Source organism: Roseateles koreensis (genome assembly GCF_028595305.1).
Lineage (GTDB): Bacteria > Pseudomonadota > Gammaproteobacteria > Burkholderiales > Burkholderiaceae_C > Paucibacter_A > Paucibacter_A koreensis.
In genome coordinates, this window is record NZ_JAQQXS010000004.1 from 88,502 (window position 1) to 104,620 (window position 16,119).

The window sequence follows — 16,119 nt, forward strand, 5'->3', positions numbered from 1 at the left end:
ATGTGGTCTCGTGTGGGTGCTTATGTGCTGATTGGCTTGCTGTGGCTGCTGCATTTTCTGCCGCTTTCCTTGCTGGCTGCGCTGGGGCAGGGCCTGGGGGGCTTGTTGTGGGTGCTGGCCGGGCGCCGCCGGCGCATTGCGCTGCGCAATCTAGAGCTTTGTTTTCCTGAAAAAGATGCCGCTGAACGTGAGCGTTTGGCCCGCGAGCATTTCGGCTGGATGGGGCGCAGCCTGCTGGAGCGAGGCCTGATCTGGTTTGCCTCGCCGGCGCGGTTGCGGCGAATCCTGCATGTGAAGGGCAATATCGCCCTGTCCGAGCAGGGCTCGGTGATGTGGTACCTGCCGCACTTTGTCGGCCTGGAGTGGGTGGGGCCGGCCATCATGCTGAACCAGAAGGCGCCGGGCGTGGACATCTTCCAGCGCCAGAGCAACCCGGTGTTTGACCGCTACATGCTGCGCGGGCGCCAGCGCTTTGGTGAGACCGCCTTCGTGGATCGCAGTGAAGGCATTCGCCCCGTGCTGCGCCTGATCAAGCAGGGCTACTCATTTTTGAATGCGCCAGACCAAGACTTTGGCATCAAGGACTCCGCCTTCGTGCCCTTCTTCGGCGTGCCCGCCTGCACCTTGCTGGCGCCGGCCAAGATCGCGCAAAGCATGAAGATGCCGGTGCAACCGCTGGTGGTCACCATGCTGCCGGGCGGGCAGGGCTATGAGGTGGAGGCCTGCGAGCCTCCGGCCAACTACCCCAGCGGCGACCTGCTGGCGGATGCTCACGCCATGAATGCGTGGCTGGAAGCGCGCATCCGTCGCCATCCGGCGCAGTACCTTTGGGTGCACCGCCGCTTCAAGACCCGTCCTGAAGGCGAAGCGGGGCTGTACTGATCCGTTGATCCGATCTGAAGCCGATCCGGCGCGGGGCAGGATCGGGGCCAAGGTGATAATCCCGCCATGAATCTACGTTTCACCAAAATGCAGGGCGCCGGCAATGACTTTGTGGTCATCGACGCCACAAGCGCGCCGCTGCAGTTGAGTGCCGAGCAAATCCGTGTTCTGGGCGATCGGCGTTTTGGCGTGGGCTGCGACCAAATTCTGGTGATCGAACGAAGCCATACGCCTGACGTCGATTTTCGCTACCGAATCTTCAACGGCAGCAGCGGCGCCGAGGTGGAGCATTGCGGCAACGGGTCACGCTGTTTTGTGCGTTATGTGGTGGACAAAGGCTTGACCGACAAGCGCAGCGTGCGCGTCGAAACGGTCAACGCGATCTTGACCCTGCACTTGCGGGACGACGGCCGCGTCACCGTTGACATGGGCGCGCCGGTGTTCGATTTGGCACGGGTTCCTTTCGATCCGCATGGCTTGAACCCGCGTGAATTGAACGGCTTTGCGCTGTGGCCTTTAGAAGGCGCTGATTGCGAAGTGGCCGTGCTCTCCATGGGCAACCCGCATGCCGTGCAACGCGTTGACGATGTGGACCGCGCGCCGGTGCTGCAGCGTGGCGCTTTGGTGGAGGCGCACGCCCGCTTTGCACGCAAGGTGAACGCGGGCTTCCTGCAAATTTTGTCGCGCAACGAAGTGCGCCTGCGCGTTTTCGAGCGTGACGCGGGTGAAACCCTGGCCTGCGGCACGGGCGCTTGTGCCGCTGTGGTGGCAGGCATCCGCCTCGGTTGGCTGGACGAGTCGGTGGAAGTGCACGCCCGTGGCGGCGATTTGAAAATTGAATGGGCAGGCCTGACGCAAGGCCTGCACGCACCGGTGCTGATGACAGGGCCGGCGCAATCCGTGTTTGAAGGAGAAATTTCGCTGTGAACAGCCACATCCCCACGCCCGAGGGCGCGCCCAGCATCACCGAGCAGGACATTGCCGAGTTTTTGCTCCGTACGCCGAGCTTTTTCGAGCGCCACGCCGAGTTGCTGGCCACCGTGCAACTGACGCACCCGCTGGGGCAGCGGGCGGTGTCGCTGCAAGAGCGCCAGGCCGAGATGCTGCGCGACAAGATCAAGGGCCTGGAGTTCAAGATCATCGAGATGATCCGCAACGGCCAGGAAAACGTGGCTATTGCCGACCGCCTGCACCGCTGGACCAAACGCCTGATGCAGACGTCACGCGCCGCTGACCTGCCCGAGGTGTTGTTGCACGAGTTGCGCCACCACTTCATGATTCCGCTCGCCGGCCTGCGCTTGTGGGATGTGGCGCCGGCGTTTGCCGACGCAGAGTTCGCCCAGGCGGTCAGCGCGGATGTGAAGAGCTTCGCGAACAGCCTGTCGCAACCCTATTGCGGCGTGAACTCGGGGTTTGAGGCGGCGCGATGGTTGAGCGGCCAGGAAGGCGCGCCCGCCACCGGCGCCGCGGCGTCGATTGCGCTGATTCCGCTGATGCCCGCGGAAGAAGGGCGCAAGAGCTTTGGCCTGTTGGTTTTGGGCTCCCCGGACCCGACCCGCTACACGGCGGAAATGGGCACCGAGTTTTTGCAGCGCGTGGGTGATATCGCCAGCGCGGCGCTGGGGCGATTGCTGGCGTTGCCGGCCTCAACAGCTGCTGATGAAGGTCGCGGGGGCTGAAGCCGCCGAGCCGGTTGACGAGGGGCCGCGCCCCTTGTTACCGCTGCTTCAGGACTATCTGAACCATGTGCGGGTGGAGCGCCGCCTGGCGCCGCGCAGCGTGGCGATCTACACGCAGGCCCTGCAGCGCTTGCAGGCGTTCAGCCAATCCGGCGCGGGTCTGAATCTCACGGCATTGAGCATGCTCCAGGCGCGGGGGTTGTTGATGCGCATGCATGGCGAGCAGCAGTTGGGGCCGCGCAGCATGGCGTTGCAGTTGTCGGTGTGGCGGGGGCTGTACCGTTACCTCGGCGGACGCCAACAAGTGTCGTTCAACCCTTTTGATGGCTTGCGTGCGCCGAAGGCACCCCGACCCCTGCCCAAGGCCTTGGGGGTGGACGACGCGGTGCATCTTGCCGAATTCAAGAGCACCCAAATCGACCCGGTGGCTGCGGCCCTGGACCACTGCATGGTCGAACTCTTATACGGTTGTGGCCTGCGTGTGGCGGAACTTGAAGGCCTGGACGTTCAAGCCAACCCGGCCGCCCTGGGTTGGGTAGACACCCAGGCGGCGGAGGTGCATGTGCTGGGCAAGGGCAGCAAACGGCGCAGTGTGCCGGTGGGCGAGGCCGCCTTGGCGGCACTGCAAGCCTGGTTGACTGTGCGCGGGCAAAGAGCCCTGCCGGACGAGCGGGCTTTGCTGGTGGGCGTGCGTGGGCGGCGGCTCGGCTCGACGCAGATTCGCACGCACTTGCGCCAGCATGCGCTGGCGGCGGGCAGTCCCAGTCATGTTCATCCGCATATGCTTCGGCACTCCTTCGCCTCGCATGTGTTGCAGTCCAGTGGTGACTTGCGGGCTGTACAGGAGTTGTTGGGGCATGCGCAGATTGCCACCACGCAGGTGTACACCCAATTGGACTATCAGCATCTGGCCAAAATTTATGACGCAGCGCATCCGCGCGCAAAGAAGAAAAAACATGACTGAGTTGCAAGTTCGTGGGCGCAAACCCCGCATGAAATTGACCGCACCGCACCGCCATGCATTGGCTTTTGCGGTGCTGATCTTGGGCATGGCTCGGGCCCAGGCTCAGACTGTGGTCGAGCCGACGTCCCCTGCATTCGCAACCGCTACGCGCGTTCGCCTGGGCGAATCGCGCCCTGCCGCGGTGGAGCTTAACTGGACCCCGCTGGCCCTGCCGGATGGCGGCAAAACTTCGATGCTGGGCGGCAGTTACCTGATGGCGGTGAACGACGACTGGGGCTTTGGCCCCAGCGTGTACGGCTCGGCCAGCGGGGGCTACGGCGGCATTTTCACAGTGGGCTTGACGACGCAGCGGCGCTGGCGTGTGGGCCAGGACACGCATCTTGCGGCCGGTCTGTATGTGGGGGCCGGCGGTGGGCTGAGCAGCGACCAGCTGCGTTTTGGCGGCGGCTTGATGCTGCGCCCCGAGTTGTCGCTGCGCACCGAGTTTGGCGACTGGTATGGCGGTATCGGGGTTGCCATGATCCGATTCCCGAGCGGCAATATCAGCGGCACCAGCTACACCGTGGTGCTGGGGCGGGCTAGCAGTTTTGCCAGCTTTTTGCCCAGCGACTCCGGCCGGCCGGGGCGTGCGGGCTCCCGCACCGGGCTGGGGTTTGACGAAATCATGCTTTATGGTGGCATCGATACGCCCCGCAGCAACACGCTCAACCGCAGCGGCCAATCCAGCACCAAGCACCTTGGCAAGGCGGGTGCTGACTTGCGCCAGTACATTGCCGATGGCAGTTGGTGGGGCGTAGAGGCAGCCGGTGCCGCTCAGGGCGGCAGCGATGGTTATATGGAAGTGTTGGCCAATGCGGGCCAGGACTGGTCGGTGGGCAGCCCCAAAGTGCGTGTAGGCGCCCAGTTAGGGTTGGGCCTCGGTGGTGGCGGCAATGTGGACACTGGCAGCGGCTGGCTGCTGCGCGCCGGCCCCAGCCTGCGCTGGGTGACACCTTGGGGGCCGAGCCTGCGCCTGGAGGGCGGGTGGACACAGGCCGTGTCGGGCCACTTCTCTGGCAGTTTCGCGCGCTTGGGCTTGAGCTTTCCGCTCGACATCACGCCCTCGGCCTCGGCGGCCTGGGGCGGTGATGACCTCGACGAAGGCATCGTGCGCACCACCCAGATCTTTGCCAACGTCACGCAGCTCGGCAATGTCTTGTTCAAAGACGGCGCGCGTGAGTCCATTGGCCTGTACAACATGGTCATGACCCGAGAGCTGACGGCGCATCTGTACGGCGTGGCTCATGCCGGCAGTGCAGCCACGGGGCGTGCGGGTGCGTACTCCGTTGGTATGTTCGGTTTGGGCCTGCAGAGCAACGCTTGGGGCGCTTGGCGCCTGGGCGCCGAGTTGCTGGCGGGTGCCGCGGGTGGTGGCGGCGTGATGGTGGGCGGCGGTGCCGTCGGGCAGGGCGAGCTGTGGGCGCAGTGGGAGGGCGAGCGGCTGCGCTTGCGCGGCGGCCTGGGGCAGTGGCGCAGCTTGCGCCATGCGGAGCAATCAGCGCCCATGGTCAGCTTGTCAGTGGGTTATGCCTACGGTGCGTTGGCCCGTTGAATGGCCGAGCGAAGCAAGCAACATCAGGAAATCTCATGAAGAAAATCGTCATACGCGCAGGCAAAGAGCGCTCGCTGCAACGCCGCCACCCTTGGGTGTTTGAAAGCTCCATCGCACGCGGCGGCGCCGACGCCGGCGAAACGGTGCGGGTGGAGTCCATCGAGGGCGGGTTCTTGTGCTGGGGCGCGTTCAGCCCGCGCTCCAACATCCGCGTGCGGGCCTGGAGCTTTGAGGAGGCGCAGCGCATCGACGCGAGCTTCTTTGAGCAGCGCCTTGCCCGCGCCCTGGCCATGCGCGCGCGCCTGCCCATTGCCTCCGACGCACTGCGCCTTGTGCATGGCGAGGCCGACGGCCTGCCCGGCCTCATCGTTGACCGCTACGGCGACACCTTGGTGGCGCAGTTTTTGTCCGCCGGCGTCGAGCGATGGAAGGCCGTGATCGTCGATCAGCTGCTGGCCGCCACCGGCTTGCAGCGCTTGTATGAGCGATCTGACGCACAGGTGCGTGAGCTTGAAGGCCTGCCGCAGCAAACGGGCTGGCTGCGTGGTGCTGATGTTCATAATGGCCAGACTGAACTGACCATTGCTGAGCACGCCTGGCGCCTGAGTCTGGACGTGGCCGAGGGCCACAAAACCGGCTACTACCTGGACCAACGCGACAACCGCAAGAAGTTTGCCGACAGCGTGCGCCAGTACGGTTGCAAGACGGTGTTGAACTGCTTCAGCTACACGGGCGGTTTTTCGGTGGCGGCCTTGGCCGGTGGTGCCGAAGAGGTCATCAGCGTTGACTCCAGCGCGCCAGCATTGGCCCGGGCTGATGCCCACGTGCGCTTGAACGGCTTTGACGCCGCCCGCCACCGCAGCCTGGACGCTGATGTCAACGCCACGCTGCGCAACTTTCTCAAAGAAGGCCGGCAGTTTGATGCCATCGTGCTGGACCCGCCCAAGTTCGCGCCCACGGTGGCCCATGCGGAGCGCGCCGCGCGGGCCTACAAAGACATCAACCGGCTGGGCTTGAAGCTATTGGCGCCGGGCGGCTTGCTGTTCACCTTTTCGTGCTCGGGCGGCATCAGCCCCGACTTGTTCCACAAAATCGTGGCCGGCGCGGGCATGGACGCGCAGGTAGACGCCTACATCCTCGACCGCGTGGGCGCCACGCCCGACCACCCGCAGACCATCAACTTCCCCGAAGGGGAGTACCTCAAAGGCCTGCTGTTGCTGAAGGCTTGAAGGGGCGGCCTGGGGCGGCCCGCGCCCACGCCCACGGCTGGGCTCAGCCCGGCAAGGTGATGCGGGGGTCGAACTTGGCCCGGTGCACGCTGAAAAACGTCTTCACATTGCGCACATTGGCGTCCTGCGTGAACAAGCGCTGCACCAGCCCGTGGTAGGCCAGCATGTCGGGTACCTGCAAAATCAGCACAAAGTCAGGCCCTGGCGACACCCGGTAGCACTGCTGCACCGCCGCGTCAGCTTGCACCTTGGTTTCAAAAGCGGCCAGATGTTCAGCGCCCTGGCGGTCCAGCGTGATCTCCACGATGGCGCTCAGGCTGGCGCCTAACTTGTCGGCATTCAGCAGCGCAACGCGGCGCTCGATGATGCCCATTTCTGTCAAACGCTTGACCCGGCGCAGGCCGGTGGCTGGCGACACATGCGCGGCCAGCGCCAAGTCCTGGTTGGACAGCGCCGCGTCCCGTTGCAGCAAATCCAGTAGGCGCAGGTCGGTGGCATCCAGCACCAAGGTTTGACTTGAATTGCTCATATTTAATCGTTTCGTGAAATTTTCATTCTTTACTGCGGAGTCGTGAATGATTATTTCAAATTCAATTTAATTTTGAAAGCATTGATTTCTGTCGTTTGCCTACGATGGCTGCTATTCGTTCAACCTCTTCTTCAAGAGAGCAGTCAGCCATGTGTGGAATCGTCGGTTCTGTCAGTCAGCGCAACATCGTTCCCATCCTGATCGAAGGCCTCAAACGCCTGGAATATCGGGGTTATGACTCCTGCGGCGTGGCCGTGCACCAAGACGGCGGGCTCAAGCGCGCCCGCAGCACCTCACGCGTGGCCGAACTCATGGCGCAAGCGAAAGACGACCCCATCGCCTCGGGCACCGGCATCGCCCACACCCGCTGGGCCACGCACGGCGCCCCGGCGGTGCACAACGCGCACCCGCATTTTTCACAAGGCCCCCATGCCACTGAAGGCAGCGTGGGCCGCATCGCGCTGGTGCACAACGGCATCATCGAGAACCACGACGAACTCCGCAACGAACTCAAAGCCAAGGGCTACGCCTTCAGCAGCCAGACCGACACCGAAGTGATCGCCCATCTGGTGGACCACCTCTACAACGGCGACCTGTTGGAGGCCGTGCAGCAGGCCTTGCCGCGCTTGAAGGGCGCCTACGCGGTGGCGGTGTTCTGCCGCGACGAGCCGCACCGTGTGGTGGCCGCGCGTGAAGGCTCGCCGCTGGTGCTGGGCGTTGGCATGGAAGCGGCCGATGCCGAGAACTTCGTCGCCTCCGACGCCATGGCCCTGGCCGGCGTTACCGACCAGATCGTCTACCTTGAAGAAGGCGACGTGGTGGACCTGCAGTTGGGCCGTTACTGGATCAGCGCCCTGAACGCTGAGACGGGCCGTTATGAGGCTGCACAGCGCCCCGTACGCACGGTGCATGCGCACAGCGGCGCGGCCGAACTGGGCCCTTACCGCCACTACATGCAGAAAGAAATCTTCGAGCAACCCGAGGCCATTGCCAACACGCTGGAAGGCGTGGTCGGCATCAGCCCCGAGCTGTTTGGCGACGGCGCCTACAGCGTTTTCAAAGAGATCGACTCGGTGTTGATCCTGGCCTGCGGCACCAGCTTCTACTCCGGCTCCACCGCCAAGTACTGGCTGGAGTCCATTGCCAAGATCCCCACCAATGTGGAAATCGCCAGCGAATACCGCTACCGCGACAGCGTGCCAAACCCGCGCACTTTGGTCGTTACGATCAGCCAGAGCGGCGAAACCGCCGACACCCTGGCCGCCCTCAAACACGCTCGTAGCCTGGGCATGAAGCACACCTTGACCGTTTGCAATGTGGCCACCAGCGCCATGGTGCGTGAGTGCGAGTTGGCCTACATCACCCGCGCCGGTGCTGAAATCGGCGTGGCCTCCACCAAAGCCTTCACCACGCAACTGGTGGGCCTGTTCATGCTCACACTGGCATTGGCGCAGACACGCGGCGTGCTCAGTGATGCGCAAGAAGCCGAGCACCTGAAGGCCCTGCGCCACTTGCCCGTGGCCGTGCAGGCCGTGCTGGCACTGGAGCCCCAGGTCATCGCCTGGAGTGAAGAATTCGCCCGCAAAGAGAACGCGTTATTCCTGGGCCGCGGCTTGCATTACCCCATCGCTTTGGAAGGCGCGCTCAAGCTCAAGGAAATCAGCTACATCCACGCCGAGGCCTATCCCGCCGGTGAGCTCAAGCACGGCCCGCTGGCCCTGGTCACCGCCGAAATGCCCGTGGTCACGGTCGCCCCCAACGACACCCTGCTCGAAAAGCTCAAGAGCAATATGCAAGAAGTCCGTGCCCGCGGTGGCCAGTTGTACGTGTTCGCTGACGGCGACACCCAGATCGAAAGCGAACCCGGCCTGCACGTGATCCGCATGCCCGAGCACTACGGCGCACTCAGCCCCATCCTGCACACCGTGCCCCTGCAACTGCTGGCCTACCACACCGCTTGCGCCCGAGGCACCGACGTGGACAAGCCCCGAAATTTGGCGAAATCAGTGACGGTGGAGTGAGGGGCGCAGCGGGTGTTGGCTGTTGATCGTATAAACAAAGACTGTCAGAAAAAAATAAAGCATGTCAGTTCTGAATTGGGGCTCCTGCTGACTCCAACAAATGAAGACCATCGGGAGCAAATAAAGACAGTCGGGCATTTACTGTCGAAGTTCATTGATTTCTGAGCTTTGTTCGTTCAATGCTGAACTTTCGAGGCGCTAGTCTGCTGCAGCGCGGCTCAACGAGTGCGCCCTCCATGTTGGGTGGTACCTTTAGCGCTCCGGCGGCCCCCATAGAGGCCTCAAAAGCGGTGAAACCAACGCTTCAGCTGCAAAAGAAGACCGCCCAAGCGTTTGTTCGGCGGTCGCAGCCTTGTCAGACGGTATGGGTGGTGGTCTCGGCCGCTGCGCACCTCACGCACCGGATGTGTCTACCCATATCCGGGGGCCGCTTTGTGCATTGGAGATGCACAAGCGTGACCAGCGAATGAGTCGATCAACTTCACAGTTGATTTGACAGGCCAGCACGGCGCTCAAGACACACTCGATCTGTATTCGGTAAGCGGAAAACATCACGCTCCAGTCCGTCAGGGAAACTCCGCCGCTCCTGGAATTCACCATCAAGGCTCATCACCAAGGCGCGAGCGCTCGCGTTGGAGTCATTCATATACGTTTCAACAACCGGCCAGCCGAGCACCTCGTAGGCGTGCGCTATCACTGCACGGGAGGCCTCCTTCGCAAGCCCTTGACCGCGGGCTTGCGGGAGCAGCCACCAAGTCAATTCGCGTGGCCATCCTTTGCCCTGCCAGAAGCCACAAACCCCGACGACTTGTTGGTCAACCTTCTGCTGAACGGCCCAAACACCAAAACCTTGCAAGTACCAAGTCCCTAGATCAGAGGCCAATCGTGCCCAGGCCGCTCCGGCACTCAAGGGTCCACCGTAGTTGGCCGAGGCCTTTGCATCCGTATAGAAGGCTTGGTAGGCAGGTTCGCAGCTTTGGTCGAGCGGGACAAGGGAGAGGCGCTCAGTGCGTAAAGTCGGAATATGTAACATGTCAATTCGTGGTGGGAGGGCCTTTGAGTTCGACTAGATTGCCGTCGGGATCATGGATATAGAGTGAAAGTCCATCGCCGTCGGCACCAAAGTTTTCTTCTGCCGGGCCAAGCGGCTTGATCCCATAAACAGCAAGATGAGCAAGCAAGGGAAGTTCCAGAAAAGGTTCAACTCTGAGGCATAGATGGTCTAGATTGCGGCCTTGCGAGCCTGCTCCGGCCCCTCCTCGGCGTCCAAGTACACCGTCGATGCGTATCAAATCGATCATTGATGTACCGGCCCGCAGATGCACCAACCCAAGGTCATCGCGACGCTTGACTATGGCGCAGCCCAACACCGTCTCATAGAACGAGATGGACCGGGTCAGGTCACTGACCCGCAAAACGAGATGATCAATTCTTTGAACGCTGAGAGCCGTCAACATACACGCCAACTCCTTCTGATGAAACCGCACGATTCACCGTACGAGACCCGCCCACTTCTCCGTGAGGACTGGGCGGCGTCACGCCAGACTTCAACAGCTTGAAGTTGCGTACGTACGTGGAGCCCAACGCGCTGGAGTTGGTTGCCTTTGTGGTCGTTAAGCCAACGCGTGTCTTTTGGTTTGGTGCCCAGCCGACGCAGCTTTTGCCAAGCCAGGTCATGTAATGAACAAGTGGTACTGCGGTGCGTAGGGTATGCAAGGGGCAAGCCTGGAAGGCATCGATCAGTCCTTCGGTCGCGTGACATGTATGCGCATGGAAACTAGGTGGTTCTCGCATGGGTCTGGAAATTTGTTTCGACATGCAGGCATGATGAAAGTTCAAGTTAACTTGAAGTCAAGAACTATTTTCTATCTGGCAAGAGTACTCTCACTAGCTCGGTTTCGCTTGCTGAGTGCCGCAGCAGCGGCCTGCACCTTGAGGGGCGCGTCAGTGCCCAAAGGCGACGTCCGCCCCGGTTCGTACTACTCACGCCGCCGGGCACAGGCCATCGTTCGGCAGGTTTCCAGATACCGCCAGTCGACAGGCGAAGGTACGTACTTGCGCAGGCGGGGATGCCCTTGGTTTGAACCTCCGCATCCTAGGTTGGGATGCCCGCAATACAAAATAGAAACACTACGCGCCAAGTGTGAAGCTTCGGATCGCCGGTTCGGTCGCGCGTGGGTAGAAGTAAACAGTTAAGTCTGGGTCCGCGAGGGGCTTGTGGCTTTGGGATGCGTGTGCCGGTCAATCTACGCACCCGGGCAGCATGTGTCACCGCATTGCGGCCGGCCGACAGCCCGAATTTATTGCCCCAAAGCGGTCAGTCAGGACTGCATTACAAGCGCCTCACGGCATCAGCCGATACCCGACCGCAGTTTCTGTCAGCAAATGCCTGGGCTGCGCCGGGCTCTGCTCAAGCTTCTGGCGCAGATTGCCCATGTACACGCGCAGGTAGTGGTTGTCGTCGACATGCGAAGGCCCCCAAACCGCCTTGAGCAACTGTCGATGGGTCAACACCCTGCCGGCATTGGCGATGAGGTGAGTCAGTAGTCGATATTCGGTTGGCGTTAGGTGAACGGCCTCGCCAGCGCGCCGTATTTGGCGCGCGGCGAGGTCCACCTCGACGTCGCCAAAGCGGAACGAACTCGATGCCGGCACGCTGAGTGCCGCTGCCGTCTGGCTGCGCCGCAGTGCCACCCGTACGCGCGCCATCAACTCGCCCACGCCGAAGGGCTTGGTCAGGTAGTCGTCTGCACCGGCGTCCAAGGCTGCAATCTTGTCGGTTTCGTCGCTGCGGGCCGAGAGCACGATCACCGGAACGCCAGACCAGGCTCGCAAGTCCTTCAGATAGTCGACGCCGTCGCCGTCGGGCAGGCCCAGGTCAAGAACCACCAGGTCCGGTTTGCGCGTGCCGGCATCAATCAGCCCCTGACGCACTGTTTCGGTCTCAAACACTTGCCAGCCCTCGGCCTCCAGCGCCATGCGTACAAAGCGTCGGATGCTGGGTTCGTCCTCGACGATCAGGGCGACGGGATGCGGTTCGCTCATAACTCGGTTTCTTCTTCTAGCTCTGGAACGATGGGCGGCGTGCCGAGCGGCAGAGCCAGCACGAAGGTGGCGCCCCCTCCAGGCGTTTGCTCCGCCCAGATGCGCCCCTGGTGTGCCTCCATGATGGCACGGCAGATGGCAAGGCCCAGGCCCACACCTGGCGTCGTCGACTCGCTCTTGGCCCGGGCGAATTTCTCGAACAAGGCCTCTTCCCGTCCAGCGGGCAGGCCGGGGCCGTTGTCCGTCACGCACAGCCACAGCTCTTCACCGTGAACCGCCGCCGCGATGCGCACTGCGCTGCCGACCGGCGTGTACTTGGCGGTGTTCTCCAGCAGATTGCACAGCACGCGCTCGATAAGCACGGCGTCCAGGTCCACCAGCGGCAGGCCGGGCGCCAAATCCGTCGTGACCTGATGTCCGCGCAGCACCGCCTGCATGGCCTGCAAGGCGCTGCCGACGACTTCCTCAATCGGCTGCCACTCCCGGCGCAGCTGTACGGCGCCGCTTTGCAGTCGCGCCATGTCGAGCAGGTTGTTCACCATGGCGTTGATGCGCTGCGATTCGCGCTGCAGTGCCTGTGCCATGTCGCGCCCCTCCTCGGGCAGGGAGGGCAAGACCGCCAGCGTGTCGGCCAAACCATATACAACCGCCAATGGCGTGCGCAGGTCATGCGAGAGCGCCGACAGCAGCGAATTGCGCAGGCGTTCGGATTCAACGTGAACCAATGCGTCCTGCGCCACCTCCACGTAGTGCACCCGCTCCAGCGCCTGGCCGATGATGCTGGCGTAAGTGTCGAGCTGGGCGCGACGCTCGGGTTGCATCACGGCGGCCAGTTCGCGCGGCCGCAGCGCCAGGACGCCGCGTGCCCGCATCGGCGCCTGCAGCGGCAGATAGAACCATGCGCTGCCAGGCAGGGTGTCGGTGGCGAGGCCAGCGGCCTGCCCATGGTCGAGCGTCCAGCGTGCGGTGCCGAGGTCGGGGCCGTCCATCGCGGACTCGCTGCCGGCAGGCAGATGAAGTTCGTCGTTCAGGCTCAGGGCCAGCACCAGAGCCGGCCCATGCAGCTCACGCGCGAGACTGGCCTGGGCGCTTTCCACCACCTGCTCGGTCTGCAGAGCGCCGCTGAGTTCTCGGGTCAGTTCAAACAAGGCTCTTGAACGCCCCTCGCGCTCGGCCGCCACGGTGGCCTGGTAGCGCAGATGCGCCGTCAACTGCCCGGTAATCAGGCCGACAGCCAGCATGACGGCAAAGGTCACGACATATTGCACGTCGGAGACGGCAAAGCTCATCTGCGGCGGCACGAAGAAGAAATCAAACAGACCCACGCTGACAAAGCTGGCCAGGACCGAGGGGCCGCGCCCCCAGCGCAAGGCCACGCCAACCACCGCCAGCAAGAAGAGCATGACGATATTCGTCAGGTCGAACCAGACATGCAGCGGCCAGCTCAATGCCGCCGTGGTCACGCAGACCAGGGCTGCGCCCAGATAGCGCCTCCACTGGCTCGCTACCCGCTCCCAGGCGGCGCTGCTTTCCGCAGGAACGCTGACGGTCTTGACGGTCGTCGGCTGGCCGACTTCGATCAGGTCCACATCGGCCGCGCTGTCAGACAGCTGGTCGTGCAGGCCGGCCCCCGCAAACCATTGCTGCCAGGCTGGCCGTGCCGGAGCCCGTCCGAGCATCAGCTGCGACAGGTTGTGCTCGCGGGCATGCTCGATCAATGCCTGGGCGACCGCTTGCTCCTGCAGTACAGCGGTGGTCGCGCCCAGGTCATGGGCCAAGCGCACCACGCGCAGGATGCGCTCCCGCTGCGCGTCGGGCAGGCTTCGCAGGCGCGGGGTCTCCACATAGACCGCGTGCCAGCTCACATTGAGCTGCTGCGCCAAGCGCGCTGCGCTGCGCACCACATGCTCGGCGCGCGCTGTGGGGCCAATGGCGCAAAGGATGGCGGCCTCGGTCTTCCAGACCTGGCTGATGGCCTTGTTGCTGCGCCAGGCTTGCACATCGTATTCCACCCGGTCGGCCGTGCGACGCAGCGCCAGCTCGCGCAGGGCCATCAGATTGCCCTTGCGGAAGAAGTTCTTGGCGGCCCGTTCTGCCTGTGGGCCAGCGTAGACCTTGCCGGCCTTCAGACGAGCGAGAAGTTCGTCGGCCGGCGTGTCGACGATGAGGACTTCATCTGCCGCATCGAAGAAGGTGTCCGGCAGCGTCTCTTGAACCCGCACTCCGGTGATGCCGCCGACCACGTCATTGAGGCTCTCAAGGTGCTGAACATTGAGCGTCGTGTAGACGTCGATGCCATTGGCCAGCAGCTCTTCCACGTCCTGCCAGCGCTTGGGGTGGCGCGAGCCGGCGACATTGGAATGGGCTAGCTCGTCCACCAGAATCAAGGCTGGCTTGCGCGTCAGCGCCGCATCCAGGTCGAACTCCGGCAGGCTCTTTCCGCGGTACTCGACCTGGCGCGCGGGCAGCACCGTCAGGCCCTCGGTCAGCGCCAGTGTCTCGCTGCGACTATGGGTCTCGACCACGCCCACCAGCAGGTCACGACCTTCGCTTTTGAGCTTGCGCGCGGCCTGCAACATCGCATAGGTCTTGCCTACTCCGGCGGATGAGCCGAAGTAGATGCGCAGCTTGCCGCGCGTCGCACGAAGTTCCTCCTCGCGCAGTTGCTCCAGCAGCGCATCAGGATCGGGGCGTTGGTTGTCGGGCAATAGCATCACGACATTGTCACGCTCAGAAGGTCTTGCGGATGCACAGGACAAGGCCCGTGTCTCCGACGCGCTTAGCGTTCTGGCCGGCCGCATTGGCGACTTGGTAGAAGTCGCGCTTGGCATTGGTGCCAACCAGGGCACCTGTGAGAGTCAGACCGTGAGTTTCCTTGGACAGCGCAAGCTTGAAGTCGCTGTAGGACAACTCGTCATAGTGCTTCACCGCGAGGTGTCCCAGATGCGTTCCTAGCGTCAGGCCGTCGCCCAGGTCGATGTTGTAGTTCAGGTCCAGATAGGCACTGCCCTTGGAACCGCCTCGTGCGGGTAGGCTGCTGAAGTATGCGTAGCCAGATGTCTGGCTGTTGAGGCCGAAGTAGTCGCTGGCTGCAATGGACAGCTTGGCGCTGAAGGGCCCGACGCTCAGGTCGGCATACAGGTCGACGCTGGTGTACTTCTCATTCGTGGCCACGCCGGGTGCGCTATTCAGCCTGGCTCCGGGGTAGACATAGGCCAAGGCACCGAGGTCCAGGGTCATGTCTTGCGACAGCGCGAATTTGTAGCCGCCGTAGAGGTCCACTTCGAGGCCGGCGCCATTGTTGTAGCTGTTACCAGAGACGTTGGACAACCAGGTCCCGAGGTAGGCGCCGCTGCTGTGGATGTCGTCGAGGCCGCCCTGTATGGCAGGCAGTTTGTAGGTCTGGCTGATGCCGCGGAAGCGGTAGTCGCTGCTGAGGCCGAGGTTTCCGGTCAGCGTGTGCTCCGGCGTGGTGTCTGCGGCGCGAGCCGTGCCGGTCAACAGGGTGGCGGCGGCGATAAGAATCAGGGTGGGTTTTGTTTTCATGGTTGTATGTCAGCGGCCCAGCCGGGGATCGGCCAGACCTGGGATTGAGTTCTAGGGTTCAGCGTCGCTGGTCGAGCGCCAGGTTCAGCTTCAGCACGTTGACGCGCGGCTCGCCGAAGATGGCCCAGTCGCGGCCTTCGGTATGGGTTGCGATCAGGGCTTGCACATCGGCGACCTGGAGGCCGCGCTCGCGAGCCACATGGCCGGCCTGGTAGCGGGCAGCCTCGGGCGAGATATGCGGGTCCAGGCCACTGGCCGAAGCTGTGACGAGGTCGGCCGGCACGGTCGCGGTATTGCCGGGATCGGCCGCGTGCAGGGCCTCGATGCGGGCCTTGACCGCATCTACCAGAGCCGGGTTCAGCGGCCCCTGGTTGGACCCGCTGGAGCCGGCGGCGTTGTTGGCCATCGGTCCCGTGGCCGAAGGACGGCCCCAGAAATACTTGGGAGAGGTGAAGCTTTGGCCGATCAGCGCCGAGCCGAGCAGTTTGCCGTCGCGCGCTATCAGGCTGCCGGCGGCCTGCTGCGGGAACAGGCCTTGGGCGGCGCCGGTGACGGCCAATGGGTACAGCAGACCGGTGATGGCGCTGAGCAGGGTGAAGATGACGAGTGCCGGACGAAGGAGTGTTTTCATGG

The 16,119-nt window shown here is 63.2% G+C and carries 14 protein-coding genes; 7 read left to right on the plus strand and 7 right to left on the minus strand.

Annotation, left to right across the window (positions count from 1 at the left end):
• The 6 genes from PRZ01_RS05460 to PRZ01_RS05485 all read left to right on the plus strand — a co-directional run bounded on the left by PRZ01_RS05460 (position 1) and on the right by PRZ01_RS05485 (position 6,345).
• Complete coding sequence (locus PRZ01_RS05460; protein WP_273595753.1) at positions 1-882, plus strand: lysophospholipid acyltransferase family protein; 882 nt, start codon at positions 1-3, stop codon at positions 880-882.
• A 66-nt stretch (positions 883-948) separates the two neighbouring features.
• Positions 949-1,809, plus strand: coding sequence for a diaminopimelate epimerase (gene dapF, locus PRZ01_RS05465; RefSeq protein ID WP_273595754.1), 861 nt, complete (start codon positions 949-951; stop codon positions 1,807-1,809).
• The gene (locus PRZ01_RS05470) at positions 1,806-2,561 is read left to right on the plus strand and encodes a DUF484 family protein (RefSeq protein WP_273595755.1); all 756 of its coding nucleotides are present in this window, start codon (positions 1,806-1,808) and stop codon (positions 2,559-2,561) included. Before dapF ends, PRZ01_RS05470 begins: the two co-directional genes overlap by 4 nt.
• Positions 2,542-3,525, plus strand: a complete 984-nt coding sequence (locus PRZ01_RS05475) for a tyrosine recombinase XerC (protein WP_273595756.1) — start codon at positions 2,542-2,544, stop codon at positions 3,523-3,525. The genes PRZ01_RS05470 and PRZ01_RS05475 overlap by 20 nt, the downstream gene beginning before the upstream one ends.
• Positions 3,518-5,116, plus strand: a complete 1,599-nt coding sequence (locus PRZ01_RS05480) for a hypothetical protein (RefSeq protein WP_273595757.1) — start codon at positions 3,518-3,520, stop codon at positions 5,114-5,116. The genes PRZ01_RS05475 and PRZ01_RS05480 overlap by 8 nt, the downstream gene beginning before the upstream one ends.
• Positions 5,117-5,151: 35 nt before the next feature.
• Entirely contained in the window at positions 5,152-6,345 is a 1,194-nt protein-coding gene (locus PRZ01_RS05485) for a class I SAM-dependent rRNA methyltransferase (RefSeq protein ID WP_273595758.1), read from the plus strand.
• A 43-nt stretch (positions 6,346-6,388) separates the two neighbouring features.
• Here PRZ01_RS05485 and PRZ01_RS05490 read toward each other — a convergent pair whose 3' ends face one another.
• Entirely contained in the window at positions 6,389-6,874 is a 486-nt protein-coding gene (locus PRZ01_RS05490; protein ID WP_273595759.1) for an Lrp/AsnC family transcriptional regulator, read from the minus strand.
• Between the two features lie 149 nt (positions 6,875-7,023).
• Between PRZ01_RS05490 and glmS the strand changes: the two genes are divergently transcribed.
• Positions 7,024-8,895, plus strand: coding sequence for a glutamine--fructose-6-phosphate transaminase (isomerizing) (gene glmS / locus PRZ01_RS05495; protein WP_273595760.1), 1,872 nt, complete (start codon positions 7,024-7,026; stop codon positions 8,893-8,895).
• 481 nt (positions 8,896-9,376) lie between these two features.
• Here the strand turns inward: glmS and PRZ01_RS05500 are convergent, their stop codons facing one another.
• From PRZ01_RS05500 to kdpC, 6 genes are all read right to left on the minus strand, one after another.
• Positions 9,377-9,928, minus strand: a complete 552-nt coding sequence (locus PRZ01_RS05500; RefSeq protein WP_273595761.1) for a GNAT family N-acetyltransferase — start codon at positions 9,926-9,928, stop codon at positions 9,377-9,379.
• Position 9,929: 1 nt separating this feature from the next.
• Positions 9,930-10,352 (minus strand): VOC family protein, encoded by a 423-nt coding sequence (locus tag PRZ01_RS05505; protein WP_273595762.1) that lies wholly within the window; start codon positions 10,350-10,352, stop codon positions 9,930-9,932.
• 886 nt (positions 10,353-11,238) lie between these two features.
• A complete protein-coding gene (gene kdpE / locus PRZ01_RS05510; protein WP_273595763.1) occupies positions 11,239-11,940 on the minus strand; it encodes a two-component system response regulator KdpE in 702 nt (233 codons plus the stop codon).
• A complete protein-coding gene (locus PRZ01_RS05515) occupies positions 11,937-14,654 on the minus strand; it encodes a DUF4118 domain-containing protein (protein ID WP_273595764.1) in 2,718 nt (905 codons plus the stop codon). Before PRZ01_RS05515 ends, kdpE begins: the two co-directional genes overlap by 4 nt.
• A 16-nt stretch (positions 14,655-14,670) precedes the next feature.
• Entirely contained in the window at positions 14,671-15,486 is an 816-nt protein-coding gene (locus PRZ01_RS05520; protein WP_273595765.1) for a TorF family putative porin, read from the minus strand.
• A 58-nt stretch (positions 15,487-15,544) separates the two neighbouring features.
• Positions 15,545-16,117 carry a potassium-transporting ATPase subunit KdpC gene (gene kdpC, locus PRZ01_RS05525; RefSeq protein ID WP_273595766.1) on the minus strand — a complete coding sequence of 191 codons (573 nt, stop codon included), beginning with the start codon at positions 16,115-16,117 and terminating at the stop codon, positions 15,545-15,547.
• Positions 16,118-16,119: the final 2 nt, after the last annotated feature.

Coding starts and splice junctions, on each gene's coding strand:
- PRZ01_RS05460 (WP_273595753.1), top strand. CDS start 1: ATGTGGTCTCGTGTGGGTGCTTATGTGCTGATTGGCTTGCTGTGGCTG.
- dapF (WP_273595754.1), top strand. CDS start 949: ATGAATCTACGTTTCACCAAAATGCAGGGCGCCGGCAATGACTTTGTG.
- PRZ01_RS05475 (WP_273595756.1), top strand. CDS start 2,542: ATGAAGGTCGCGGGGGCTGAAGCCGCCGAGCCGGTTGACGAGGGGCCG.
- PRZ01_RS05480 (WP_273595757.1), top strand. CDS start 3,518: ATGACTGAGTTGCAAGTTCGTGGGCGCAAACCCCGCATGAAATTGACC.
- PRZ01_RS05485 (WP_273595758.1), top strand. CDS start 5,152: ATGAAGAAAATCGTCATACGCGCAGGCAAAGAGCGCTCGCTGCAACGC.
- PRZ01_RS05490 (WP_273595759.1), bottom strand. CDS start 6,874: ATGAGCAATTCAAGTCAAACCTTGGTGCTGGATGCCACCGACCTGCGC.
- glmS (WP_273595760.1), top strand. CDS start 7,024: ATGTGTGGAATCGTCGGTTCTGTCAGTCAGCGCAACATCGTTCCCATC.
- PRZ01_RS05500 (WP_273595761.1), bottom strand. CDS start 9,928: ATGTTACATATTCCGACTTTACGCACTGAGCGCCTCTCCCTTGTCCCG.
- PRZ01_RS05505 (WP_273595762.1), bottom strand. CDS start 10,352: ATGTTGACGGCTCTCAGCGTTCAAAGAATTGATCATCTCGTTTTGCGG.
- kdpE (WP_273595763.1), bottom strand. CDS start 11,940: ATGAGCGAACCGCATCCCGTCGCCCTGATCGTCGAGGACGAACCCAGC.
- PRZ01_RS05515 (WP_273595764.1), bottom strand. CDS start 14,654: ATGCTATTGCCCGACAACCAACGCCCCGATCCTGATGCGCTGCTGGAG.
- PRZ01_RS05520 (WP_273595765.1), bottom strand. CDS start 15,486: ATGAAAACAAAACCCACCCTGATTCTTATCGCCGCCGCCACCCTGTTG.
- kdpC (WP_273595766.1), bottom strand. CDS start 16,117: ATGAAAACACTCCTTCGTCCGGCACTCGTCATCTTCACCCTGCTCAGC.